The following is a 24,596-nucleotide window of genomic DNA, read 5'->3' as shown; positions in this document are numbered from 1 at the left end:
AATCCTGCCACCCTGTGCGGGCCTGCCGTTGGCGGCTCCTCGCGGGGCCGCCGATGACCGGGGACGGCGGTCACTAGGCCATTGTGCCCGTTCCCTCCGGCGGCTCGGCCAGGGCCCGGCCCGCGCCGACCGCACCCGCCGGCGCCGCCTCCGCAGGGCTCGGCCGGTCAGGGTCGGACGATCGGGCGCGAGCTGGTCCCGCCGGCTCGGCGGCAGCCCGGCCGGCACCTGATCGACCGCGCCCGCCCCCGTCGGCAGGGCCCGGCCCGTCAGGGCCAGAAGCAGCCGCACTCCAGATGCGGGGAGAGCCGCAGCCGGCGGGCCATGCCGTCCGCCGCCGAGATCTCGCACCAGCCGTCGATACTGGGCGGCCGCTCCCCGTCGAACAGCAGCAGCGCGTGCAGGGCGGCGAGCCCGGCCACCGCAGTGGCCAACGCGCCGTCACAGGCGGGCTCCCTGGCCCGCCCCGGCCCCTCGGCGGCGAGCTGGGACAGCAGCCGGGGCCAGCCGGAATCCTGATCGGTGCGACTGAGCACCAGGCAGCCGCCGCAGGCGGAGGCACCGGGCAGCACCAGGGGGCCGACCACCCCCAGATGCTCCACCACCCCGACGTACAGGTGCGGGATGCCGGCCCGCATCAGCTCCCGGGCGGCGGCCGCGCTGCCGGCGAACGCCCCGCTGCCGTCCCGCGGCGCGAACACCACCAGATCGGGGACCGGCCGACCGGCACCCGCGAGCCCGGCCGGGCCCTCGGGCGCCGGCAGCCGACCGGCGGCGCGCTGAACCGCCTCGCGCGCCGCGGTGGCCCGCGGTCGACCGATCTCACGGACCGTCAACCCGCCGGGCGCGCAGTCCCCGGCGGCCACCCGGCCCTCGTCCAGCACCTCGACCGAGCCGACCCCGGCCGCCGCCAGGGTGGTCGCCAGCGCGGCCCCGACCCGCCCGGCGCCGCGCACCTCGACCCGCCGCCCGGACCGCCGCCCCAGCACCCCCGCGCCCTGCCCCGGCCCGGGGTGGAGCAGCGAGAGCGAGGCCAGATCGGGCCCGAGCTGGTCCCGTCGGCTCGGCGGCAGCCCGGCCAGCGCCCGATCGACCGCGCCCGCGTCGTCGAGCAGGCCGGTCTCGGCCAGCGAGTGCAGGGTCTGTTCGACTGCGGAGGGCTCCAGCCCGAGATCGCGCGCGGCGGCGGTGACGGCGGCGGCATCACGCTCCCCGTCGAGCAGCGCCAGGAAGGCGCAGAATCGCTCATCGGCCCGGGAGACCAGCTGGGCCCGGTCGGGAAGCGTGCCGAACTGCAAGGTCTCCTGGTCACGCCAGGTGCGGGAGAGCGCGGACTTGAGCACGGGACGCATCGGACACTCCGCTCCGGAATCGGTCGACTTCACTCGGTGAGATCATCCTGCTCCGATTCCGTCCGTCCACCAAGCGCGTTATCCACAGGCTGGGGATGATGATCCGACCGGAGGCGCGGGCCAAGGCGGTACTTTCCGGTCGATTGGGTCGAAGAATTCGGCCGAGGCACCGGACTTCTGTCACAGACAGCCGGTAACGTCGTGTGCCATGGCAGCCGAACGGGACTCCAAGCCCTCGGCGTCGCCTCGGCGTGCCCGGGCAGCTGCCGGGTCACGGGTCGCGACGCCCGGTTCGCGCGGGCGGCCGGCGCCCCCGGCGACGGGAGAGGAGCCGCCCCCGCACAGGCCCCGCCGCCGCAGCCCCCCGGCCAGCACGGCCAGGTCGAGGTCCGCCGCAGCGCCCGCCGCAGCCGCACCGTCTCCGCCTACCGCGAGGGCGACCGCACGATCGTGCTGATCCCGGCAAGGATGTCGGTGGCCGAGGAGCAGCGCTGGGTGGCCCAGATGCTCGACCGGCTGGCCGCCCAGGAGAGCCGCCGAGCCCTCGGTGACGACGCCCTGGCCGAGCGCGCCGAGCGGCTGTCGGTCGACTACCTCGACGGCCGGGCCCGCCCCGACCAGGTCCGCTGGGTCACCAACCAGAACTCCCGCTGGGGCTCCTGCACCCCCAGCGAACGCTCCATCAGGCTCTCCCACCGGCTCCAGGGCATGCCGGGATACGTGCTCGACTACGTGCTGCTGCACGAGCTGGCCCATCTGCTGGTGCCGGACCACGGCCCGAACTTCTGGGCCCTGCTGGAGGCCTATCCGCGCACCGAGCGGGCCCGAGGCTATCTGGAGGGGGTGGCCTCCGCCGCGCGGCTGCCGCACATCCCGGGGGCCCGTGGCACGGGCGAGCCCGAGGTGTGCGGCTGAGCAACCGCACAGGCGCCACCAGTCCTACAGGCGTGACCTGCCGCGCAAGCCCGAGCAGCCGCACACCACCGTCCCAGGCGCCGTCAGCCGATCAGCTCACGGGCCAGCCCGACCAGCCGCCGCACCGAGTCGTCGGTCAGCTCGGGCAGCTCGTCCCAGCCGAACCAGCGCAGGTCCAGCGACTCCTCGCTGATCAGCTCCCGAGCCCCGGCCGGGGCCAGCGCCAGGTACTGCACGTCCAGATGGGTGTTGGCCGGGCGGTCCTTGCCGGTGCAGTGCACCTCGTGCCGGTCCAGCTGGACCGGCACCGGCCGCCCGCCGGGCGTGCCGTCGGCGGAGAGCAGCGCCAGCCCCGCGATCCCGGACTCCTCGGTGGCCTCGCGCAGTGCGGCGGCCCCCAGGGTGGCGTCCGCCGGCTCGCAGTGGCCGCCCATCTGCAGCCAGAGTCCGACCTTCGGATGGAGGGTCAGCAGCACCCGGCCGGCCGCCGGGTCCACCACCAGCGCGCTGGCGGTGATGTGTGCGGGCAGGCAGGACTTGTACAGCCCGTCCTGATGGGCCGCCAGGTGCGCCAGGTAGTCCCGGCGGAGCCCCTCCTGCGCGGCATCGGCGGGCGCCCAGGCGTCGAGCACCCGGACGGCGTCGGCGTGCGTCATGCCTCGGGGCCGTCCTTCTTCTCGTCCTGGTCCTGCTCGCCCTGATCCGTCTGATCCGTCTGCGGCTGATCCGTCAGGCCCGTCTTGCCCGGCTCCGCGCCGCCGCCGGCCGCCTCGCCGAGCAGCCGCTCGATCGCGTCGAAGTCCAGGCCGTCCGCGCCGGGCTCGGCGTCGCCCCGGTGCACGAAGCCGTCCGGGTCGTCCAGGTCGGCGGCGGTGGGCAGCATGTCGGGGTGCTGCCAGAGGGCGTCCCGGCCCTCGATGCCGCGGGCGTCGGCCAGCGAGGCCCACAGCCGGGAGGCGTCGCGCAGTCGGCGCGGGCGCAGCTCCAGGCCGACCAGGGTGGCGAAGGTCTGCTCGGCCGGGCCGCCGGTGGCCCGGCGGCGGCGCAGCGTCTCGCGCAGTGCCGAGGACTGCGGCAGGTGGGGCTCGGCGGCGGCGTGCACCACCGCGTCCACCCAGCCCTCGACCAGTGCCAGCGCCGTCTCCAGGCGGGCCAGCGCCGCCTTCTGCTCGGGGGTGTCCTCGGGCTGGAGCATGCCGCCGGAGAGCGCCTCCTGGAGGGCCTCGGGGTTCTCCAGGTCGAGGCGGCCCATCATCTCCTCCATCCGGGAGGTGTCCACCTTGATGCCCCGGGCGTAGGCGTGGACGGCGCCGAACAGGTGGGCCCGCAGCCACGGCACATGGGTGAACAGCCGCTGGTGGGCGGCCTCGCGCAGGGCCAGGTACAGCCGCACCTCGTCGGCGGGGACGCTCAGCCCCTCGCCGAACTCGGCGATGTTCTGCGGCAGCAGCGCCGCCTTGCCGGCCGGGGCCAGCGGCAGGCCGATGTCGGTGGAGCCGAGCACCTCGGCGGCCAGCGCGCCGAGCGCCTGGCCGATCTGGGTGCCGAACATGGCGCCGCCCATCGAGCGCATCACGCCCATCAGCGGGCCGGCCATGGCCTGCATCTCCTCGGGCAGCACGCCGCCCATGGCGTTGCCGACCCGCTCGGCGACCGGGTCGACCAGCTCCTGCCAGACCGGCAGGGTGGCCTCGATCCACTCGGCCCGGCTCCATGCCACCGCGCCGGCCGAGGAGGTCGGGAACTCGGTGGCGGAGTCCAGCCAGAGCTCGGCCAGCCGGACCGCCTCCTCGACCGCGGCGCGCTCGGCGGCGCCGACCGAGCGGTCCTTGCTGCGGCCCTCGGGCTGCTCGGCCACCACGGACTGCCGGGCGATGTCCTTGGCCAGCTGCCAGTTCACCGGGCCGCCGTCGAACGACAGCATCTGGCCGAGCTGCTGGAAGGCGGCGCCCAGGTCGCCCGGGTTGAGGCCGCCCATCATGGCCGCGAACGGGTTGTCACCGGAACCGCCCTGGCCGCCGGCGCCGCCGGCACCGAACAACCCGCCGAACGGGTTGGCGCCGCCGAAGCCGAACGGCGGCTGCGGCTGCTGCGGCTGGTTCGCGCCGGACTGGCCGCCGGACTTGTCGTTCTTGTCGCCGCCCTTGTCCTTGCCCTCCTCGGGCTCCTCGGGCGGGACACCGAATCCGAAGGGGAGGTCGCTCACTGGGTCCTCGATCTGGTCGGCCGTCACGCGCGGGTGCTGTGGCGGGAAAGCAGCTAGCAGGTCGGAGCGGGCACGCCCGCGCCGGGTGCGTCGCCGGGCCCGCTCCTCGGGCAGGATGGACGGTACGTGACACTCGTACGTACGCACATAAGCTAACCGTGGAGGATGGCCGGTGAGTTCCCCGTCTTCGGACGTTCGCTCTGGGCTGACCGGAGACGAGGAAGCCCAGGTAGTGCCCGGGTCCGCGCCCCCAGCCTACGGCGGCAGACCGCTCACCGTCGCCGTCACCGGCGCCGCGGGAGTGCTGGGCGGCCGGGTGGCTGCCCGGCTGGTGGCCTCGCCCGGGGTACGCAAGGTCCTGGCGATCGACGACCGCCGGGGCGAGACCGCCGGCGTGCAGTGGCGGGTGCTGGACGTCCGCGATCCGGCGGTGGCCGAGCGGCTGCGCGGGGTGGACGTGGTGGTCCACCTGGCGATGGACCTCGGCATGGAATCGGACCCGCGGGTCCGCAGCGCCTACAACGTGCGCGGCGCCCAGACCGTGGTGACGGCCGCGGCGGCCGCCGGCGTGCAGCGGGTGGTGCTCTGCACCTCCGCGATGGTCTACGGCGCGCTGCCGGACAACGAGGTGCCGCTCGCCGAGGACTCCGAGCTGCGGGCCACCGAGGAGGCCAGCCTGGTCGGCGACCTGCTGGAGATCGAGCGGCTGGCCCGGCGGGCACCGCGGGCCCACCCGGGCCTGCAGGTGACGGTGCTGCGGCCGGCCGTGGTGGTCGGGCCGGGCATCGACACCGTGCTGACCCGGCACTTCGAGGCGCCCCGGCTGCTGGTGGTGGCCGGCTCCCGGCCGTGCTGGCAGTTCTGCCACGTGGACGATCTGGCGGCCGCGCTGGAGTACGCGGCGCTCGGCCTGGTCGAGGGCGAGGTGACGGTCGGCTGCGACGGCTGGCTGGAGCAGGAGGAGGTGGAGGCGCTGTCCGGGATCCGCCGGATGGAGCTGCCCGCCTCGCTGGCCCTGGGCACCGCGGCCCGGCTGCACCGCCTGGGCCTGACCCCGGCGCCGGCCGGCGACCTGGCGTACACCATGTACCCGTGGGTGGTCTCCGGCAGCCGGCTGCACGAGGCCGGCTGGCGGCCGCAGTACGGCAACGAGGAGGTACTGGCCGAGCTGCTGGCCCAGGTCGCGGGCCGGCACGCGGTGGCCGGGCGGCGGCTCGGCGGCAAGGAGGCGGCCACCAGCCTGGGTGCGGCCGGTGCCACGGTGGCCCTGGTCGGCACGGCCGCGCTGGTGCGCCGGGCCCGCAAGCGGCGCCGCTACTGAGCCCGGTCGGTTGTGCGGTCCGACAGTTGCCGGGTCGGGCCGCCGGTGGACCATGATGCCTAGGAGAAAATCAGGAGGAGTATGTCCGAGAACCACGACCCCATCCGCCTGCTGGCGATCCGTGAGACGCCGCTCTCCCTCGACGAGGTCTACGCGGCGGTCGGCGACGACGCGGCCGGCGGCACCACGGTCTTCGTCGGGACGGTCCGCGACCACGACGGCGGCAAGTCGGTGACCGCGCTGGAGTACAGCTGCCACCCGACCGCCGAGCGCGAGATGCGCCGGATCGCCGAGAAGGTGGTAGCCGACTTCCCGGTGCGGGCGCTGGCGGCGGTGCACCGGGTCGGGCGGCTGGAGATCAACGACGCCGCGGTGATCGTCGCGGTCTCCTGTCCGCACCGGGGCGAGGCCTTCGCCGCGGCCCGCAGGCTGATCGACGACCTCAAGCACGAGGTGCCGATCTGGAAGCACCAGATCTTCGCGGACGGCCAGGAGGAGTGGGTCGGCGCGGGCTCCTGCTGAGGGGCTAGGGCGGCCACCGGGGCGCCCGTCCCGCGCCGGGCGGGCGCCTGGCCCGGCCGGGCTACCCTGTTCGGCGGCAGCCGGGTAGATGAATCAGTCCACCGGGTGGCAGCGACAGGACCGCCGTAACCCGGATGGCGTCAGCGCCGTTCTCCGTCCGGCCGGTTAATGTGCTGATAGGCACGACGGAGCTGGGAGGACGGACATGGGAGCGCTGGCCTGGTTGGGGATCCCCGTCGGTGCGGGGGTACTGGCGCTGCTCTGGGCGGCCTGGGCCGCGCGGCCGCCGCGGGCCACCGGTGACGGCGCCTCGCTCGCCGAGCACCAGCGGTTCCTGGCCGCGATGGAGCGCAGCACCGGCAGCCACCAGGTTGCGGACCGCCAGGGCAGCTGACCCGGGAGCCCGCTGACCCGGCGGGCGCACGGCGGGCCCGGTCCCGTACTGTCGTGGCATGCCACGCCGCTCTGCGACGATGCTCGCCGCCACCCTGATGCTCATAGTGCTGCTCTGCGTCTCGGTCGTGTTCCACGTCCCGTACACCCAGCTGAGCCCGGGGCCGACCTACAACACGCTCGGTGCGCAGGACAAGTCCGGCACCCCGGTGATCTCCATCTCGGGCCACCAGACCTACCCGACCTCCGGTCATCTGAACATGACGACGGTGCAGGTCACCGGGGCCGACTACCAGCCCAGCCTGGTCTCGGTGGTGGTCGGCTGGCTGAGCAGCGACCAGCTGGTGGTGCCGCACAGCACCGTCTACCCGGCGGGGCAGACCGAGCAGCAGTCGCAGCAGCAGAACGCCGAGGACTTCGTCAACTCGCAGGACAGCGCCAAGACCGCCGCGTTGACCCAGCTCGGCATCCCGGTCGGCAAGGAGGTGATGGTCTCCTCGGTGGTGGCCGGCGGCCCCAGCGACGGCAAGCTGCACGCCGGCGACCGGATCGTCGCGGTGGACGGCACCCAGGTCACCGACGCCGCCCAGGTGGGCAAGCTGGTCTCGCCGCACAAGCCGGGCGACACCGTGGTCTTCACCGTCGTCCCGCACGACAAGGACAGCGTGAACCCGAGCCCGGCCGACCAGACCCAGGTCGCGATCACCACCACCAAGGCCCCCGACGCCGACCGGGCGATGGTCGGGATCGTGCCGGCCAACGGGCACAGCTACCCGTTCAAGGTCGACATCGGGCTGCAGGACGTCGGCGGGCCGAGCGCCGGGCTGATGTTCGCGCTCGGCATCGTGGACAAGCTCACCCCACCGACCTGACCGGCGGCCGGTTCGTGGCCGGCACCGGGACGATCGACGACAGCGGCAAGGTGGGCCCGATCGGCGGCATCTCGATGAAGGTGATCGCCGCCCGCAACGCCGGGGCCCGCTACTTCTTCACCCCCGGCGACAACTGCGCCGAGGCGAGCCGGAACACCCCCGCCGGGCTGCGGCTGATCAAGGTGAACACCCTGGGCGACGCGCTGAAGGCACTGGACCAGCTGCGGGCCGGCCAGGACGCGGCGCTGCCGTCCTGCCCGGCCCACTGACCGCGGGGCGCTAGGGCCTGGGGGAGCGGCCCCGGGTCAGGCGAAGGTCGCCAGTAGCGCCTGGGTCAGCCCCGGCACCAGGTCGGGGCCGGTCAGCACCTCGCGGGGCAGGTCCTTCTCGCGCAGCCGCAGCGCGGTCTCCTTGCTGCCGTCGCGCAGCACCGCGGCGGTGATCCGCACCTCCTGGCGGTCCGGGTGGTGCGCCACCCAGTCGTTGAGCTTGGCCCCGCTGGTGCCGGCCGGCTTGGTCCGCTCGGCGTTCGGCGGCAGCATCAGCCGCTCCACCACCAGTGCGCAACCGGCCACGCCGGGCGGCCAGGCGATGGTGCCGAGGAACTCGTCCAGCGCCATCCCGGCGGGCAGCTCGTCCTGCTCGACCGGGGTGAGCGAGCCGTCGTGCGACGCGTCCAGCCCCAGCTGCCGGGCCACCGCCGGGTTGCTGCGGCGCAGCTCGGCGCTGTCGACCAGGGCGAACAGGCGGGCGGGCCGGTCCCACCCGAGCGAGCCGACGTACTCGTCGATCTCCAGGGCGGCACGGGTGAGCGGGGTGGCGGCCGGCAGCAGGCCGGAACCGTCGGGGATGAAACTGGCATCGGACATGGCTCAATCCTCACATGCCGTCCGCGCTGCCGGGACGCACCGGGGGCCCATCGGGGCGCGGCCCGGGAACTCGGGAAAACCCTGATTAAGTTGCGTAACGGTGGGGCGCCGGGTTCGGTGGGCCCGCCGGACGAACCGCTCACAACAGCAGAGGTGCCACCTTGGTCTTCCAGATGCCCGACCGCGGCGGACCGGCGTTCCGGCCGCGGGTCGGCCCGCCGTCCCGGCGCGCCAAGGCCCTGCTGCTGACGGTGGCCGCGCTGCTCGCGGTCTTCCTGGCGTTCGTGGTGTTCGCCGGCGTCTGGACGGACTGGCTCTGGTTCCGGTCCGTGCACTACTCCTCGGTCTACCGCACCCGGCTGGCCGTCGAGCTGGGGCTGTTCGGCGCGTTCGGGCTGGTGATGGCCGCGACCTGCGCGCTCAGCATGTGGCTGGCGTACCGGCTGCGGCCGCCGCTGTCGGCGATGTCGCCGGAGCAGCAGAACCTGGACCGCTACCGGATGGGCATCGTGCCCCACCGCCGCCGGCTGCTGCTGGGCGTCTCGCTGCTGATCGGCCTGGTCGCGGGCGGGGCGGCCGCCGGGCGGTGGCGGCTGTGGCTGCTGTGGACCAACGGCACGCCGTTCGGGGTGCGGGACAGCCAGTTCCGCCTGGACGTGGCGTTCTACGCCTTCGACCTGCCGTGGTACCAGTTCCTGCTCGCCTTCGCGTTCAGCGTGGTGGTGGTCTCGGTGCTGGGCGCGCTGCTGGTGCACTACCTGTACGGGGGCCTGCGGCTGCAGGGGCCCGGGCGGCGGGCCAGCGCCGGGGCGCAGGGGCAGCTGGCGGTGCTGCTGGGGATCTTCGTGCTGCTGAAGGCGGTCGGCTACTGGCTGGACCGGTACGCGCTGGCGGTGAAGACCGGCGCCTACAAGGGCGTCGCCGGCTACACCGGGCTGCGGTACGTGGACGCCAACGCCTATCTGCCGGCCAAGACCATCCTGTGCTGCGTGGCGCTGATCTGCGCCGTGCTGTTCTTCCTCACGCCGGTGCGGCGCACCTGGGCGCCGGCGCTGCTGGGCTTCGGCCTGATGGTGCTCTCCGCCGTGCTGATCGGCGGGCTCTACCCGGCGATCGTGCAGCAGTTCCAGGTCAAGCCCAACGAGCAGGCCAAGGAGACGCCGTACCTGCGGCAGAACATCGACGCCACCCGGCAGGCGTACGGCATCTCCGGCGTGCAGACCAGCCAGTCCGCCCCGGCCAAGTCCGCGGACGCCACCGCGCTGGCCCCGGACGCGGGGACCATCGCGGACATCCGGCTGCTCGATCCCAACATCGTCTCGCCGACCTTCCAGCAGGTGGAGCAGCAGCGCTCCTACTACGGCTTCCCGGGCACCCTGGACGTCGACCGCTACCCGACGGCCCAGGGCGGCGTGCAGGACACCGTGATCGGGGTGCGCGAGCTGGACCTGAGCGGGGTGCAGCAGCGCAACTGGATCAACGACCACTTCAAGTACACCCACGGCTACGGCGTGGTGGCCGCCAAGGGCAACCAGGTGGACGCCGGCGGCCAGCCGGTCTTCACCGAGTCCGGCCTGCCGGCCACCGGTGCGCTGGGCGCCTACCAGCAGCGGATCTACTACGGCGAGAAGACCACCGACTACGCCATCGTCGGCGGCACCAACAACGAGATCGACTACACCTCGGACAACGGCCAGCAGACCTACCGCTACCAGGGCGACAGCGGGGTCTCGCTGGACGACCCGATCACCCGGGCCGCCTACGCGGTGGAGTTCGGCGAGCCGCAGCTCCTCTACTCGGGGGCGATCAGCGGCGGCGCCCGGGTGCTCTACGACCGCACCCCGGAGCAGCGGGTGGCCAAGGTCGCGCCCTGGCTGACCGTCGACGGCGACCCGTACCCCGTGGTGCAGAACGGCCGGCTGCTCTGGGTGCTTGACGGCTACACCACCTCGGACGGCTACCCGTTCTCCTCCAAGACCACGCTGGGCTCGGCCACCAGGGACTCGCTGAGCGGCAGCCGGGGCAGCGCGATCGGCGCCGACCAGGTCAACTACATCCGCAACTCGGTGAAGGCCACGGTGGACGCCTACACCGGCGAGGTGACGCTCTACCAGTGGGACGACCAGGACCCGGTGCTGAAGACCTGGATGAAGGCCTTCCCCGGCACGGTCGAGCCGCGCCCCGCGATCCCGGCCGGGCTGCTGCCGCATCTGCGGTACCCGCAGGACCTGTTCAAGGTGCAGCGCGACCTGCTGGGCACGTACCACATGACCGACCCGAACTCCTTCTTCAACGGGACGGACATCTGGCAGGTGCCGGCGGACCCGACCAACGACCGCGGCCAGGCGCAGCCGCCGTACTACCTGACCGTGCGGATGCCCGGCACCCAGAGCGCCGCCTTCTCGCTGACCAGCACCTTCGTGCCCAGCAAGCGGGAGAACCTGGCGGCCTTCATGGCGGTGGACTCCGATCCGGGGCCGGACTACGGGACGATCCGGATCCTCAAGGTACCGAGCGACTCCGGCACCCCGGGCCCAACCAGGTGCAGGCGAAGTTCAACTCCAATGGCAGCGCCGCCGTTTGGCTCAGCCAGGTGAAGAACGGCGGCGACTCCGAGGTGGAGTACGGCAATCTGCTGACCCTGCCGGCGGGCGGCGGATTCCTCAACGTGGAGCCGGTGTACGTCAAGGCGCGCGGGGCCAAGTACCCGGTGCTGCAGAAGGTGTTGGCCGTCTACGGGACGGACACGGTGGCGTTCGAGGGCAGCCTGCGCGATGCGCTGGCCGGGCTGTTCAACGGGAGCAGCGGCGGGGTCACCGGGGTGGCGCCGCCCGGCGGGGCCGGGGCCTCGGCGGGCTCCGGCGGCGGGTCGACCGCGCCGCCGACGGCAGCAGGTGGCGTCGACCCGGCGCTGCAGAAGGCGCTGGACGACATCCACAAGGCCTTCACGGACGGGCAGAACGCCTTCAAGGCGGGCGACTGGGCGGCGTACGGCGCGGCCCAGAAGGCGATGCAGCAGGCGCTGGACGAGGCGAGCGCCGCCGAGCGCAAGACGCCGCCCACGGCCTCGCCCTCGCCCTCGCCATCGCCCGCCGTCTCCGCGGCGCCGGCCGGCTCGGGGACGGCCAGCCCGGGGTCGGCCGGCTCGGGGCCGGCGGCCGCACTGCCGCCGTCGGGCAGCCCCGGCCCGTCGGCCAGCCCCTCGCCGTAGCCGCTGAGCTGGGCCCTCGCGCTCCCGCCCCGACGGGTGGTGTGCGCGGGGGCCGCCGTGATCGTGCTATGGTTAACCCACAACGACGCGGGGTGGAGCAGCTCGGTAGCTCGCTGGGCTCATAACCCAGAGGTCGCAGGTTCAAATCCTGTCCCCGCTACTCAGGCCGAAGGCCCGGAGGTTCGCCTCCGGGCCTTCGGTGTTTTCCGTTGCCGTCGCCAAGGCGCTGGGCCTGTCTTGGCGTTGGGTCCGTCCTGACAGTGGGTCTCTCCTAGTGCCGGGCCTGTCCCGGTGCTGGGTCCGTCCCGGCATTGGATCTGTTCGAGCGCTGGTTTTGTCGCGATCCGGACAAGGATGCCCTGGGTGTGTTGACGCCGCCTTTGGTCTAGTCCAACGTGTGCTCCGACCCGGCACTGGCCGCCCCGGGTCGGAGGGGAGGGTGGCATGGAGTCGGCGCGAGCGGCCGGGCCGCTCCGCTACGAGCTGCTGGGGCCGCTGACGGTCCGGCGGGCCGGGCGCGCGGTGGATCCGGGGCCGCCGATGCAGCGCGCGGTGCTGGCGGTGCTGCTGCTCGGGGCGGGCGAGCCGGTGGCCCGGGAGCGGATCGTGCAGGCGGTCTGGGGTGCGCGGGCCGGGACCACCGCGCCGGGCCTGGTGGCCACTTACGTCTCCCGGCTGCGCCAGGTGCTGGAGCCGGACCGGCCCCGCCGCACCCTGGACGGGCTGCTGGCCACCCGGGGGACCAGCTACCGGCTCGCGGTCGGCCCGGGCGAGCTCGATCTGCACGACTTCGAGGCGGCCCGGCAGCGGGCCCGGGAGTGCCGGGCGGCCGGCGCGCCCGACCAGGCGCTGGCGGTGCTCGACCAGGCGCTGGCGCTCTGGCGCGGCGGCGGACTGGACGGGCTGCCCGGGCCGTTCGCCGCGCTGCACCGGGGGCGGCTGGCCGAACTGCGGCTGGCCGCCGTGGAGGAGCGGTTCGAGCTGGCCCTGCTGCTCGGTCGCCACCATGAGGTGGTGGCCGAGCTGGGCCTGCTGGCCGCCGCCCATCCGGCCCGCCAGCGGCTGCGGGCGCTGCTGATGCTGGCGCTGCACCGGGCCGGCCGGCAGGGCGAGGCGCTGGCGGTCTACGGGCAGACCCGGCAGCTCCTGATCGAGAGCCAAGGACTGGAGCCAGGGCGGGAGTTGACCCGGCTGCAGCAGCGGATCCTGCGCTCCGACCCGTCGCTCGAGCAGCCCGCCGGGCCGCCGCCCGGGCCGCCGCAGCTCTGCCTGCCCGCGCAACTTCCCTCCGACATAGCGGACTTCACTGGACGGGCCGGTGAGCTGCGGGCCGTCACCCGGAGCCTGGGGGGCACTCGGCGCTCGGGGGCGGTGCCGCTGGTGGTGGTCAGCGGGCCGCCCGGGGTGGGCAAGACCGCGCTTGCCGTGCATGCCGCGCACCGGCTGCGTGAGCGGTTCCCGGACGGGCAGTTGTACGCCGCGCTGCATGAGCCGGACGGGACGCCGGGCGAGACCGGGGCGCTGCTCGGTCGGCTGCTGGCGGACCTCGGGGTCGACCGGCGGGCCCAGCCCGCCGAGCCGGAGCGGCGGGCCGCGCTGCTGCGTTCGCTCTGTTCCGGGCGCCGGCTGCTGCTGGTGCTGGACGACGTGGCGGACGCCGGGCAGCTGGCCGCGCTGCTGCCGGGGTCGCCGAGCTGTGCGGTGCTGGCCACCAGTCGCGGGCGGCTGGCCGGACTGCCGGGAGCTCGCGGCGTGCCGCTGGACGTGCTGTCCGCCGCGGAGGCCGTCCGGCTCTGGCGCCGGCTGCTGGGTGCGGCGGAACGCCCGGGCGAGGAGCGGGTGTTGGCCGCCTGCGCCGGGCTGCCGCTGGCAGTGCGGGCTGCCGCCGCGCGGGCCGCCGCCCGCCCCGGGCGCGGGCTGGGACCGTTGGCCGCCCGGCTGGCGGACGAGAGCCGCCGCCTGGCCGAACTCGGGCTGGGCGGGCAGGGAGTGGTGCAGGCGCTCGGCTCGGCCGAGCAGCGCCTGGGCCGAGTGCCGGGCGGGGTGGCCGCCTTGGCGTCCTTCAGGCGGCTGTGCCGGTCGGCGCCGGGGGAGTTGGCGGTGGCGCTGGCCGCGCTGCCCGAGGAGGACGCGGATCTGCTGGTCGAGTACGGACTGCTGCTGGCCGGCTCGGACGGGCGGCCGCTACTGCACCCGCTGACCGCTCTGCACGGGCGGACGCCGGATGGACGGCGAATGGAATCCGGATGCCATCGGGCCCGGCAGTCCCCTTGACCGCCCATTTGGTCTAGTCCACTCTGAGTCCGGCCCCCGCCCTGCAGGCCCCCACACACCAGCAGGCCGGAGGTGCGTGCCCCATGCTCCCTGCCCCCACATCCGCATCCGCCGATCAAGGAGCTGACCCGTGCACCGAGCGACCAGACAGATCCACGGCCACGAGCCGCCCGGCAGACCCGTGCTCAGAGCCGCGTTGGCAGGCCTGGCGGCCTTCGCCGTCGCGGTGAGCGGCGCGGTGCTGCTCACCACCGGCAGCGCCGCCGGTGCCGACGCCGCCAACCTGCTGCAGAACGCCGGCTTCGAATCCGGCACCCTGGCCGGCTGGAGCTGTACCGCCGGCTCCGGCACCGCGGTCGCCAGCCCGGTGCACAGCGGGAGTTACGCCCTGCGGGCGACCCCGGTCGGCAGTGACGACGCGCAGTGCACCCAGCAGGTGTCGGTGCTGCCCGACTCGACGTACACGCTGAGCGGTTGGGTCCAGGGCGACTACGTCTACCTGGGCGACAGCGGGACCGGCGCCACCGACACCTCCACCTGGAGCAGCAACTCCGCCTGGAACCAGCTGAAGACCAGCTTCACCACCGGCGCCGGCACCACCAGCGTCACGGTCTACCTGCACGGCTGGTACGGCACCGGCGCCTACGGCGCGGACGACCTGGTGCTCTCCGGCCCGGGCGGCACCGGCTCGCCGACCCCCACCACGGCACCGCCCACCACCCAGCCGCCGACCACGCCCCCGCCGACCACCCAGCCGCCCACCTCGCCGCCGCCCACCTCGCCGCCGCCCACCACCCCCGCCCCGGGCGGCAACAAGCACCTGCTGACCGGCTACTGGCAGGACTTCGACAACGGCGCCACCGACCAGCGGATCAGCGACGTCAACCCGGCCTACGACATCATCGCGGTGGCCTTCGCCAACGCCACCACCACACCGGGCCAGATCGCCTTCAGCCTGGACCCGACGCTGTCGAGCAAGCTGGGCGGCTACACCGACGCCCAGTTCAAGGCGGACATCGCCGCCAAGCACGCGGCCGGCAAGAAAGTGGTGCTCTCGGTCGGCGGCCAGAACGGCACCGTCTCGGTGAGCGACTCGGCCTCCGCAGCCGCCTTCGCGAGCAGCGCCTACGCGCTGATCCAGCAGTACGGCTTCGACGGCGTCGACATCGACCTGGAGAACGGCGTCAACTCCAGCTACCTGAGCCAGGCGCTGCACTCGCTGGCGAGCCGGGTGGGCAGCGGCTTCGTGCTCACCATGGCGCCGCAGACCATCGACATGCAGTCCACCGGGATGGAGTACTTCAAGCTGGCGCTGGCCACCAAGGACATCCTGACCATCGTCAACACCCAGTACTACAACTCGGGTTCGATGAACGGCTGCGACGGCAACGTCTACGCCGAGGGCAACGAGAACTTCCTCACCGCACTGGCCTGCATCCAGCTCCAGGGCGGCCTGGCGCCCAGTCAGGTGGGGATCGGCGTGCCGGCCTCCACCAGTGCGGCGGGCAGCGGCTACGTCTCGCCGAGCGTGGTGGACAACGCGCTGGACTGCCTGGCGAGCGGCTCCAACTGCGGCTCCTTCAAGCCGCCCACCACCTGGCCGGGCATCGGCGGCGCGATGACCTGGTCGACCAACTGGGATGCCGGCAACGGCAATTCCATCGCGACCTCGGTCGGCGGCCACCTGCACGGCATGCCCTGACCGACGCACGGGGCCCCTCACCCGTATCTCTCACCCCCACGAAGAGAGAAGGAAGAGAACCGAATGCGCAGAAGCAGTCGCACGGCCTGGGCGGTGACCTCCGCGGCCGGACTCCTGCTGGGCGGCGCCCTCTCGGTGCTGGGCATGGCGCATGCCCAGGCCACCTCGAGCGCCCCGGCGGCCGTGCCCGGCAACACCACGGGCGCGCCGGCCACCTCGGGCGGCATGAAGGTCGCCTACTACGACCAGTGGTCGGTCTACCAGAACGCGTTCTACCCGAAGAACGTGGACACCACCGGTGAGGCCGGCAAACTCACCTACCTGATCTACGACTTCGAGAACATCGACCCCGTCAACCTGACCTGCTTCGAGGCCGACTCGGCCGCCTCGCAGGACGAGAACAACCCCAACGCGGGTGACGGCGCCGGGGATTCGTACGCCGACTACGGCAAGACCTTCGCCAACGGCAACTCGGTGGACAACTCCACCGACACCTGGAACCAGCCGCTGGCCGGCAACTTCCACCAGCTGCAGGAGCTGAAGGCCAAGAACCCCAACCTCAAGGTGCTGCTGAGCATCGGCGGTTGGACCTACTCCAAGTACTTCTCGGACGCGGCGGCCACCGACGCCTCGCGCAAGAAGCTGGTCTCCTCCTGCATCGACATGTTCATCAAGGGCAACCTGCCGGTGCGCAACGGCTACGGCGGCACCGGCACCGCGGCCGGCATCTTCGACGGCTTCGACCTGGACTGGGAGTACCCGGGCGGCGGCGGCCACCTCGGCAACCACTCCTCGCCGAGCGACAAGCAGAACCTCACCGCGCTGCTCGCCGAGTTCCGCAGCGAGCTGAACGCCCAGGGCGCCACGGGCGGCAGGACCTATGCGCTCTCCGCGGCGCTGCCCGCCGGCCAGGACAAGATCTCCAACGTCGAGACCGGCAAGATCGGCCAGTACCTGACGTTCGGCGACCCGATGACCTATGACATGCACGGCGGCTGGGAGCCCACCGGGCCGACCAACCACCAGACCCCGCTCTACGACAACCCCTCCGACCCGTCCAACCCGATCGCCCCCGGCAGCTCCAAGTACTCGATCGACGAGGCGGTCAAGGCGTACACGGTCGGCGACCCGCAGTACGGCATCCCGGGCGGGTTCCCCGCCGGCAAGCTCAACATGGGCGTGCCGTTCTACTACCGCGGCTGGACCGGGGTGCCGGCCGGCGGCAACCACGGGCTGTTCCAGACGGCCACCGGACCCGCGCCCGGCGCGGCGGACTCCGGCAACGTGGCCGGGGTCCGGATGTACAAGGAGCTGTCCGGCGTGGTGGACAACGCCGCCGACACCTTCTGGGATCCGGCCGCGCAGGCCGCGTACTTCTACGACGGCACGAACTTCTGGTCCGGCGAGGACCCGCAGTCGCTCCAGGCCAAGGCCGACTACCTGCACTGCAACGGCATGGGCGGCTCGTTCATGTTCTCGCTCTACGACCTGGACCCGAAGGCCACGCTCTTCAACGACGCGGTGAACGACACCAGCGGCTCGGCGGCCAACTGTCCGGCCCCGCCCACCAGCGCCCCGCCGACCACGGCACCGCCCACCACCGCGCCCCGACCACCGCCCCGCCCACCACGGCACCTCCGACCACGGCGCCCCCGACCACCCAGCCGCCCACCACCACCCCGCCCCCGCCGCCCGGCGGACCGGTGGTCAACGGCGACTTCGAGACCGGCACGCTGGTTCCCTGGACCTGCACCGGCAACCTGGGGGCGGTGGTGAGCACTGAGGTGCACTCCGGCTCGTACGCCCTGGCGGGCGCCGCCAGTGCGACGGATGACGCCCAGTGCTCGCAGACCATCACGGTCAAGCCCAACACCACCTACACGCTCTCCGGTTGGGTGCGGGGCAACTACACCTACCTCGGGGTGACCGGCTCCGGCGCGGACACCTCGACTTGGACGAGTAGCCCCAACTGGAGCCGGCTGTCGACCAAGTTCACCACCGGCGCCTCGGTCACCTCGGTGACGATCTGGTTGCACGGCTGGTACGGACAGGGCACTTACTACGCGGATGATGTCACTGTGGGCTGATGATCCGTGAGCTGATTGTCCACCAGGAGCTGTGCCATCGATAAGCGGTGGCACAGCTTCCGGTACTATGGGTACACGCTCGCACTATCACGCTTGCACAACGGGGGTTTGTGGGGCGCAAGTGTCGGGAAGTCGACAAAGCGCTGAAGCAATTCCCGCCGGCTTCGGTCCGGCCCGGCAAAAACGCGCGGGCAGGTGTACGCGGGTGTTCAGGTGATGCGACGATGGACCACATGGGGGACGGGGCACGGCTGTTGACTGGCCGTGAGTCGACGTGCGCCCCCGGCCGATGCCCAGGCATTCGGGGGGAGTGGGAGTCGGCATGAAGCTGATCGGCAGGAACCAGCCGGGCTCCGACGCCACCCGCTCGTCCGCCCTCGACGGCGCCACCGAGCCGTTCACCACGGACACCGAGACCGCCCCGGTGCCGGCCCAGCGCGGCCTGGCCCGCACCGGCTTCGGCCCGGAGAGCCTGGAGCCGGTCCCGCTGCCCCGGGTCGGCGGGCGCTACCCGGCCCCGGCCGACCTCACCATGCCGGACCCGGCCGAACCGGGCGCCCCGGCCGTGCTGGACCCCACTGACCCGCAGAGCTTCGAGAACGAGCTCGCCGCCCGCGAGTCGGCCGCCCTGGAGCAGCGCCACCGGGCCGCCGCCGAGGCCGGCGACCCCAACGCGGCCAGCCAGCTGGGCGTGCTGCTGCTGCGCCGCGGCGACCTGGACGACGCCGAACCGCACCTGCGCAGCGCCGCCGCCGCCGGCCTGCGGGCCGCCGCCAACAACCTCGGGGTACTGCTGCACCAGCGCGGCCACCGGGCCGAGGCCGGCCAGTGGTGGCGCCAGGCCGCGGTGGCCGGCAGCGCCCCGGCGGCCCACGCCCTCGGCCTCTTCCTGCGCGACCAGGGCGACGAGGAGGCCGCCGAGTACTGGCTGCACGTCGCCGCCGACCAGGGGCACTCGCTCGGCGCCTACGCACTGGGCGACCTGATGGAGCACCGGCGCGACGTGCGGGCCGAGCGCTGGTTCAAGCTGGCCGCCGACGCCGGCCACCGGGAGGCCGCCTACCGGCTGGCCCGGATGCGCGAGGCAGCCGGCGACAAGGAGAGCGCCGAGACCTGGTACCGCACGGCCGCGGTGCGCAGCCACGCCCGGGCGGCGCTGCGGCTCGGCGTGCTGGTCGAGCAGCGCGCCGACGGCGACCAGGCGCTGCGCGAGGAGGCGGCCCGCTGGTACCGGCAGTCGGCGCAGAACGGCGAGCCGCGCGCCGCCTGCGCGCTGGGCTTCCTGCTGCGGGACGCCGGCGACCTGCCGTCGGCCGCCGAGTGGTGGCAGGAGGCGGCCGAGGCCGGGGACGGCAACGCGGCCAACGCCCTGGGCGCGCTGCACGCCGGGCGCGGCGAGGACGGCGCCGCGGAGCGCTGGTACCGGGCCGCGCTGGAGGCCGGCGACCACAACGGCGCCTTCAACCTGGGCCTGCTCTGCGCCGGTGCCGGGCGGGACGCGCAGGCCGAGCAGTGGTACCGCCGGGCCGCCTACGCCGGGCACCGGGAGGCCTGCAACGCGCTGGCCGTGGTGCTGCTGCAACGCGGCGACGAGGCGGGAGCCGTGCCCTGGTTCTCCAAGGCGGCCGAGGCCGGCAGCGTGGACGGCGCCTTCAACCTCGGTGTGCTGCACGCCGGGCGCGGCGAGCAGCAGCAGGCCCACGAGTGGTACGCCCGGGCGGCGGCCGGCGGGCACGGCGAGGCGGCCCTGCAGCTGGCGGTGGCCAAGGAGCAGCGCGGCGACCTGCCCGCCGCGATGGAGCGCTACCGGCAGGCGGCCGAGGGCGGCTCCGCCGAGGGCGCGTTCCGGCTGGCCTCGCTGCTGGACCGGCGCGGCGACGCCGGCGAGCAGGCCGAGCACTGGTACGCGGTGGCGGCCGACGCCGGGCACAGCCGGGCCCAGGTGCGGATGGGTGTGCGGGCGGCCGAGCGCGGCGCGCTGGAGATCGCCGAGAGCTGGTACCGGCGCGCCGCCGAATCCGGCAGCCGCAGTGCCGCGTTCAACCTGGGGCTGCTGCTGGCCCGTCAGGAGCGGGAGCCGGAGGCGATGCTCTGGTACACCCGGGCCGCCGACGCCGGGCACGGCCGGGCCGCGCTGCGGCTCGCCCTGCTGGCGCTGCGGCGGGGCGAGCCGGTGCAGGCGGAGAGCTGGTGCCGGCGGGCGGCCGACTACGGCCCCGCCGAGGTGGCCGAGCGGGCCGCCCGCCTACTGGACGCGCTGCACCCGGAAATGACGGCCTGACAGCTGTTACGGGCCTTACACGCTCAGGCGGCGCAGGGCCTCCTGGTGCAGCAGGCCGTTGGAGGCCACCGCGTCGGCGCCGTTCGGTCCGTCGATGCCGTCCAGCCCGGTGAAGCGGCCGCCCGCCTCCTGCACCACGATGCACGGGGCGGCCATGTCCCACAGGCTCAGCTCCGGCTCGGCGGCGATGTCCACCGCGCCCTCGGCCAGCATCATGTACGACCAGAAGTCGCCGTACGCCCGGGTCCGCCAGCAGGCCCGGGTGAGGTCCAGGAACGGGTCCAGCCGGCCGCGCTCCTCCCAGCCGCTGAGCGAGGAGTAGGAGAGCGAGGCGTCCTCGATCCGGGACACCCCGGAGACGTGGATCCGCCCGGCCTTGGCCAGGCTGCGCCCGGCGTACGCGCCCAGCCCCTTGGCGGCCCACCAGCGCCGCTGCAGCGCGGGCGCCGAGACGATCCCGACCACGGGGTGCTGCTCGCCGTCCGGTCCGTCCTCGAGCAGCGCGATCAGGGTGGCCCAGACCGGCACGCCGCGGATGTAGTTCTTGGTCCCGTCGATCGGGTCGATCACCCAGCGCCGCGGCCCGGAGCCGACCAGTCCGAACTCCTCGCCGAGCACCGCGTCCCGCGGCCGGGCCCGCTGCAGCACCGAGCGGACCAGCTCCTCGGCGGCCTTGTCGGCGTCGCTCACCGGCGTCAGGTCGGGCTTGGTCTCGACCTTCAGGTCCAGCGCCCGGAAGCGCTCCAGGGTGACCGAGTCGGCCGAGTCGGCGAGCACGTGGGCGAGGCGGAGATCATCGTGGTAGTCGGCCATGGGTCGAACAGTACCGTCTCGCGTCCGGCGTCAGCGGGACCCGTTCAGCGTCCGGTCCCGCTCAACTGGAGGCCGACGACGCCGGCGATGACCAGGGTGATGGAGACCAGCTTGAGGGTGGAGGTGGACTCGTCCAGCCAGATCATGCCGTAGACCGCGGTGCCGGCCGCGCCGATCCCGGTCCAGACGGCGTAGGCGCTGCCCACCGGGAGCTGCTTCAGCGAGAAGGTGAGCAGGCCGAAGCTGGCGAGCGCGAACAGCGCGAAGGCGATGGTCGGGGCGAGCCGGGTGAAGCCGTGGCTGAGCTTGAGGTTGACCGCGAACCCGGTCTCCAGCAAGCCGGCGAGGACCACCATGAGCCAGGCCATAGGGGGCGCCTCCTCGGATGATCAGCAGTTGGTCCTACTGTCACCCGAAGGGCTCGGTGGCGCTGCCCGCCACGCCGTCAGTCCTCCTCCCGGGCCTCCCGGGAGGCGAGCAGCCGACGCAGCGAGTAGAGCCGGGCGGGATCGGCGTGGCCGTCGGCCACCCAGGCGTCCAGGGCGCAGTCCGGTTCGTCATGGCTGCAGGCGCGCGGGCAGTCGACGGTGCCCGGCTCCAGGTCGGGGAAGGCCAGGATCACCCGGGACGGGTCGATGTGCGAGAGGCCGAAGGACCGGAACCCGGGCGTGTCGATCACCCAGCCCGAGTTCAGCGCCTGCTTGGAGCCCTCGCGCACCCCCGGCGGCGGGGGCAGCCGCAGCGCCAGCGCCGACACGGTGGTGTGCCGGCCCCGGCCGGTGACCGCGTTGACGTCACCGGTGATCCGCTGGCGGTCCGGCACCAGGGCGTTCACCAGGGTGGTCTTGCCCACCCCGGAGTGCCCGATGAAGACGGTGGCGAGCCCGCGCAGATGCTCGCGGACCGCCTCGGCGCCGGCGGACTCCAACTCGTCCCGGCGGGTCACCACATGGGCGATGCCCAGCGGGGCGTAGGCCTCGAGCAGCGGCTCGGCGGGCGCCAGGTCGGACTTGGTGAGCACCAGCAGCGGCTCCATCCCGGCGTCGTAGGCCGCCACCAGGCAGCGGTCGATCAGCCGCGGCCGCGGCTCCGGGTTGGCCAGCGCGGTGACGATGGCCAGCTGGCCGGCGTTGGCCACCACGATCCGCTCGTAGGGGTCGTCGTCGTCCGCGGTGCGGCGCAGCACGGAGCTGCGCTCCTCGACCCGGACGATCCGGGCCAGCGTGTCGGGCTCGCCCGACAGGTCGCCGACCAGGCTGACGTTGTCGCCCACCACGACGCCCTTGCGGCCCAGCTCACGGGCCTTCATGGCGGTGATCACCCGCTCCCGCTTGGTGCCGGGCTCGATCAGGCAGGTCAGGCGGCCGCGGTCGACGGTGAGCACCATCGCCTCGGCGGCGTCCTCGTGCTTGGGCCGGATCCGGGTCCGCGGCCGGGAGCCCCGGCGGGCCGGGCGGTTGCGGATGTCGTCTTCGTCGGCGTCTTTGCCGTAGCGGCGCATGGTGCCAATCCCCCGCTCAGCCGGCCGCCTGGCCGAGCAACTCGGCCCACATCGCCGGGAAGTCCGGCAGGGTCTTGGCGGTGGTGGCCACGTTCTCCACCAGCACCCCGGGCACGGCCAGGCCGAGCACGGCGGCGGCGGTGGCCAGCCGGTGGTCCTCGTAGGTGTGGAACACCCCGCCGTGCAGTCGGCGCGGGCGGATCCGCAGGCCGTCCGCGGTCTCGGTGACGTCGCCGCTCAGCTCGTTGATCTCCTTGGCCAGCGCGGCCAGCCGGTCGGTCTCGTGCAGCCGCAGGTGGGCGATGCCGGAGAGCACCGACTCGGAGTCGGCGAGCGCGGCCACGGCGGCGATCACCGGGGTCAGCTCGCCCACGTCGTGCAGGTCGGCCTCGATGCCGTGGATCTTGCCCGAGCCGGTGAACTCCAGGCCCTCGTCGACGAACTGGCAGCTGCCGCCCATCCGGGTGAAGAGGTCGCGCAGCTGGTCGCCGGGCTGGGTGGTGTGCCGGGGCCAGTCCCGCACGGTGACCCGGCCGCCGGTGACCAGCGCGGCGGCGAAGAACGGCGCGGCGTTGGACAGGTCGGGCTCGACCACCAGGTCGCGGCCGAGCAGCGCCCCCGGGGTGACCCGCCAGACGTCCGGCTCGCCGCCGTCCTCCGGAGCGTCCACCTGGACGCCGGCCAGGCGCAGCATGTCCACGGTCATCCGGATGTGCGGCAGCGAGGGGACCGGGCCGCCGGTGTTGCGGACCTCGACGCCCTGGTTGTAGCGCGCGCCGGAGAGCAGCAGGGCGCTGACGAACTGGGAGGAGGCCGAGGCGTCCAGCTCGACCACGCCGCCGTCCAGCGCGCCGGTGCCGTGCACGGTCAGCGGGAAGCCGCCGCGGCCGCCGTCCTCGATCCGGGCGCCCAGCGCGCGCAGCGAGTCGATCACGCCGTGCTGCGGGCGCTCGTAGGAGCGCGGGTCGCCGTCGAAGTGCACCGGGCCGTCGGCCAGCACGGCCAGCGGCGGGAGGAAGCGCATCACGGTGCCGGCGTTGCCCACGTCGATCCGGGCCGGGCCGGCGAACGTGCCGGTCGGGATGATCCGCCAGGCCTCGCCGCCGCCGACACCGCCGCAGTCGTTGTTCACCTGCTCCTCGATGCCGACCCCGAGGGCCCGCAGGCCGTCCGCCATCAGCTGCGAGTCGCGGCTGCGCAGCGGCCGCCGCACCCAGCCGGGCTCGGCGGCCAGCGCCGCCAGCACCAGCGCCCGGTTGGTGACGGACTTCGAACCGGGGATGGTGACGGTCGCGTCGACGGCGGTGGTCGCGATGGGGCGGGCCACAGGGTGTCGGTCATGCGGTTCAGTCTAGGTGGGTGAGCTCGGCGAACGGCTCACCCGACCGCAGCGTGGACTCCGGCGAACCGTTTCGGCAGCGGCTCGGGCCGCCACCCGGACCGGTGTCGGGCTGCCTCGCGGACCGGTGTCGGGCTGCCTCGCGGACCGGTGTCGGGCTGCCACCCGGGCCGGTGTCGGGCTGCCTCGCGGACCGGTTCAGCGGCCGAGCAGCTGGCTGCCGCCGGCCAGCAGGCAGCTGAGCGCTATCACCAGGAACAGCGCCACCCAGAGCAGCCCGCCCACGCCGGTGAGCCGGGCCAGCTGGTCGGCGTCCGAGTCGCGGGCTCCGCCGCGCCGGCGCTTGGCCTGCAGCTCCAGCACCGGGCGCACCCCGGCCACCAGCAGGAACCACACCCCGAGGTAGGCGAAGCCCGCCTGCAACTGCTCGGTGCCCCACCAGGAGACCGCGAAGAAGGCGCCGCCGGTGACCAGCACGGTGAGCAGCCCGAAGGCGTTGCGCAGCCGGGGCAGCATCACCGCCAGCAGCGCGGTGCAGAGCCAGAGCAGCGCCGTGATGTGCCCGAACGCGAGCAGGGTGGCCCCGCCCAGGCCGAGCAGCGGGGGCGCGGTGTAGCCGGCCGCGGCGGTCAGCACCATGCCGGGGCCGGTCGGCCGCCCGGAGGAGACGGTCAGCCCCGAGGTGTCCGAGTGCAGCCGGATGCCGTGCAGCCGGCGCCCGGTGAGCAGCGCGGCCAGCCCGTGCCCGCCCTCGTGCGCGATGGTCACCACGTTGCGGCTGACCCGCCACACCGGGTGCGGCAGCATCGCCAGCAGCGCGCCGCCGGCGCAGACCAGCACCAGCCAGTGCGGCGGGGCCTGCTGGGTGCCCAGCACCCGCTGCCAGACGTCGCTGATGCCGTGGTTCATGATCGATCCCTGGGGTCGCGGCTGCCGGA

The 24,596-nt window shown here is 73.8% G+C and carries 16 protein-coding genes, 1 tRNA gene and 4 pseudogenes; 12 read left to right on the top strand and 9 right to left on the bottom strand.

The features are described 5' to 3' along the window. Positions 1–269 precede the first annotated feature (269 nt). Positions 270–1,352 (bottom strand): ThiF family adenylyltransferase, encoded by a 1,083-nt coding sequence (locus E6W39_RS16485; RefSeq protein WP_141634164.1) that lies wholly within the window; start codon positions 1,350–1,352, stop codon positions 270–272. A gap of 201 nt (positions 1,353–1,553) precedes the next feature. On the opposite strand from E6W39_RS16485, the gene E6W39_RS16480 reads away from it, so the two are divergent. After that, on the top strand, positions 1,554–2,267 hold the full coding sequence (locus E6W39_RS16480) for a M48 metallopeptidase family protein (RefSeq protein ID WP_141634163.1): 714 nt from the start codon (positions 1,554–1,556) through the stop codon (positions 2,265–2,267). A gap of 83 nt (positions 2,268–2,350) precedes the next feature. Here the strand turns inward: E6W39_RS16480 and E6W39_RS16475 are convergent, their stop codons facing one another. Continuing rightward, complete coding sequence (locus E6W39_RS16475; protein WP_101382121.1) at positions 2,351–2,923, bottom strand: NUDIX hydrolase; 573 nt, start codon at positions 2,921–2,923, stop codon at positions 2,351–2,353. Then, positions 2,920–4,473, bottom strand: a complete 1,554-nt coding sequence (locus tag E6W39_RS16470; RefSeq protein ID WP_141637777.1) for a zinc-dependent metalloprotease — start codon at positions 4,471–4,473, stop codon at positions 2,920–2,922. Before E6W39_RS16470 ends, E6W39_RS16475 begins: the two co-directional genes overlap by 4 nt. Before the next feature lie 172 nt (positions 4,474–4,645). Between E6W39_RS16470 and E6W39_RS16465 the strand changes: the two genes are divergently transcribed. From E6W39_RS16465 to E6W39_RS16450, 4 genes and pseudogenes are all read left to right on the top strand, one after another. Further along, a complete protein-coding gene (locus tag E6W39_RS16465) occupies positions 4,646–5,794 on the top strand; it encodes an NAD-dependent epimerase/dehydratase family protein (RefSeq protein ID WP_141634162.1) in 1,149 nt (382 codons plus the stop codon). Between the two features lie 81 nt (positions 5,795–5,875). Continuing rightward, positions 5,876–6,316 (top strand): molybdenum cofactor biosynthesis protein MoaE, encoded by a 441-nt coding sequence (locus E6W39_RS16460; protein WP_101382123.1) that lies wholly within the window; start codon positions 5,876–5,878, stop codon positions 6,314–6,316. Positions 6,317–6,521: 205 nt separating this feature from the next. Next, positions 6,522–6,710 (top strand): hypothetical protein, encoded by a 189-nt coding sequence (locus E6W39_RS16455; protein ID WP_141634161.1) that lies wholly within the window; start codon positions 6,522–6,524, stop codon positions 6,708–6,710. Positions 6,711–6,768: 58 nt separating this feature from the next. After that, positions 6,769–7,850 (top strand): annotated as a pseudogene (locus E6W39_RS16450) (YlbL family protein). Positions 7,851–7,886: 36 nt separating this feature from the next. On the opposite strand, the gene E6W39_RS16445 reads toward E6W39_RS16450, so the two are convergent. After that, positions 7,887–8,450 carry a PPA1309 family protein gene (locus E6W39_RS16445; RefSeq protein WP_141634160.1) on the bottom strand — a complete coding sequence of 188 codons (564 nt, stop codon included), beginning with the start codon at positions 8,448–8,450 and terminating at the stop codon, positions 7,887–7,889. A 173-nt stretch (positions 8,451–8,623) separates the two neighbouring features. Here E6W39_RS16445 and E6W39_RS16440 point away from each other — a divergent pair. The 7 genes and pseudogenes from E6W39_RS16440 (at position 8,624) to E6W39_RS16410 (ending at position 20,005) form a co-directional block, all read left to right on the top strand. Continuing rightward, positions 8,624–11,661, top strand: a pseudogene (locus E6W39_RS16440) (UPF0182 family membrane protein). A gap of 86 nt (positions 11,662–11,747) precedes the next feature. Further along, positions 11,748–11,821, top strand: a tRNA-Met gene (locus tag E6W39_RS16435). A 284-nt stretch (positions 11,822–12,105) separates the two neighbouring features. Beyond that, positions 12,106–13,935, top strand: a complete 1,830-nt coding sequence (locus E6W39_RS16430) for an AfsR/SARP family transcriptional regulator (protein ID WP_141634159.1) — start codon at positions 12,106–12,108, stop codon at positions 13,933–13,935. 130 nt (positions 13,936–14,065) lie between these two features. Next, complete coding sequence (locus E6W39_RS16425; RefSeq protein ID WP_407658392.1) at positions 14,066–15,637, top strand: chitinase; 1,572 nt, start codon at positions 14,066–14,068, stop codon at positions 15,635–15,637. Between the two features lie 63 nt (positions 15,638–15,700). Further along, on the top strand, positions 15,701–17,413 hold the full coding sequence (locus tag E6W39_RS16420) for a glycoside hydrolase family 18 protein (RefSeq protein WP_141634158.1): 1,713 nt from the start codon (positions 15,701–15,703) through the stop codon (positions 17,411–17,413). Continuing rightward, positions 17,341–17,718 (top strand): annotated as a pseudogene (locus E6W39_RS44170) (carbohydrate binding domain-containing protein); the annotation flags it as partial. The gene E6W39_RS16420 and the pseudogene E6W39_RS44170, both read left to right, overlap by 73 nt. Before the next feature lie 538 nt (positions 17,719–18,256). Next, positions 18,257–20,005 (top strand): tetratricopeptide repeat protein, encoded by a 1,749-nt coding sequence (locus E6W39_RS16410; RefSeq protein WP_141637775.1) that lies wholly within the window; start codon positions 18,257–18,259, stop codon positions 20,003–20,005. Positions 20,006–20,020: 15 nt separating this feature from the next. Here E6W39_RS16410 and hisN read toward each other — a convergent pair whose 3' ends face one another. From hisN to E6W39_RS16385, 5 genes and pseudogenes are all read right to left on the bottom strand, one after another. After that, a complete protein-coding gene (hisN, locus tag E6W39_RS16405) occupies positions 20,021–20,818 on the bottom strand; it encodes a histidinol-phosphatase (RefSeq protein ID WP_141634156.1) in 798 nt (265 codons plus the stop codon). Between the two features lie 44 nt (positions 20,819–20,862). Beyond that, the gene (locus E6W39_RS16400; protein ID WP_141634155.1) at positions 20,863–21,186 is read right to left on the bottom strand and encodes a DMT family transporter; all 324 of its coding nucleotides are present in this window, start codon (positions 21,184–21,186) and stop codon (positions 20,863–20,865) included. Positions 21,187–21,263: 77 nt separating this feature from the next. Then, the gene (gene rsgA, locus E6W39_RS16395; RefSeq protein WP_141634154.1) at positions 21,264–22,319 is read right to left on the bottom strand and encodes a ribosome small subunit-dependent GTPase A; all 1,056 of its coding nucleotides are present in this window, start codon (positions 22,317–22,319) and stop codon (positions 21,264–21,266) included. 16 nt (positions 22,320–22,335) lie between these two features. Then, a pseudogene (aroA, locus tag E6W39_RS16390) lies at positions 22,336–23,660 on the bottom strand (3-phosphoshikimate 1-carboxyvinyltransferase). 196 nt (positions 23,661–23,856) lie between these two features. Continuing rightward, the gene (locus E6W39_RS16385) at positions 23,857–24,567 is read right to left on the bottom strand and encodes a M50 family metallopeptidase (protein ID WP_407658391.1); all 711 of its coding nucleotides are present in this window, start codon (positions 24,565–24,567) and stop codon (positions 23,857–23,859) included. Positions 24,568–24,596 lie beyond the last annotated feature (29 nt).

It is taken from the genome of Kitasatospora acidiphila (assembly GCF_006636205.1).
Lineage (GTDB): Bacteria > Actinomycetota > Actinomycetes > Streptomycetales > Streptomycetaceae > Kitasatospora > Kitasatospora acidiphila.
This window is presented reverse-complemented; position numbering and strand designations above follow the sequence as displayed.

Bases quoted from the DNA above. Each gene is read 5' to 3' on its own strand.
- rsgA (WP_141634154.1), bottom strand. From the start codon at position 22,319: ATGCGCCGCTACGGCAAAGACGCCGACGAAGACGACATCCGCAACCGC.
- E6W39_RS16385 (WP_407658391.1), bottom strand. From the start codon at position 24,567: ATGAACCACGGCATCAGCGACGTCTGGCAGCGGGTGCTGGGCACCCAG.
- E6W39_RS16400 (WP_141634155.1), bottom strand. From the start codon at position 21,186: ATGGCCTGGCTCATGGTGGTCCTCGCCGGCTTGCTGGAGACCGGGTTC.
- E6W39_RS16410 (WP_141637775.1), top strand. From the start codon at position 18,257: ATGCCGGACCCGGCCGAACCGGGCGCCCCGGCCGTGCTGGACCCCACT.
- hisN (WP_141634156.1), bottom strand. From the start codon at position 20,818: ATGGCCGACTACCACGATGATCTCCGCCTCGCCCACGTGCTCGCCGAC.
- E6W39_RS16455 (WP_141634161.1), top strand. From the start codon at position 6,522: ATGGGAGCGCTGGCCTGGTTGGGGATCCCCGTCGGTGCGGGGGTACTG.
- E6W39_RS16430 (WP_141634159.1), top strand. From the start codon at position 12,106: ATGGAGTCGGCGCGAGCGGCCGGGCCGCTCCGCTACGAGCTGCTGGGG.
- E6W39_RS16420 (WP_141634158.1), top strand. From the start codon at position 15,701: ATGCGCAGAAGCAGTCGCACGGCCTGGGCGGTGACCTCCGCGGCCGGA.
- E6W39_RS16485 (WP_141634164.1), bottom strand. From the start codon at position 1,352: ATGCGTCCCGTGCTCAAGTCCGCGCTCTCCCGCACCTGGCGTGACCAG.
- E6W39_RS16460 (WP_101382123.1), top strand. From the start codon at position 5,876: ATGTCCGAGAACCACGACCCCATCCGCCTGCTGGCGATCCGTGAGACG.
- E6W39_RS16475 (WP_101382121.1), bottom strand. From the start codon at position 2,923: ATGACGCACGCCGACGCCGTCCGGGTGCTCGACGCCTGGGCGCCCGCC.
- E6W39_RS16445 (WP_141634160.1), bottom strand. From the start codon at position 8,450: ATGTCCGATGCCAGTTTCATCCCCGACGGTTCCGGCCTGCTGCCGGCC.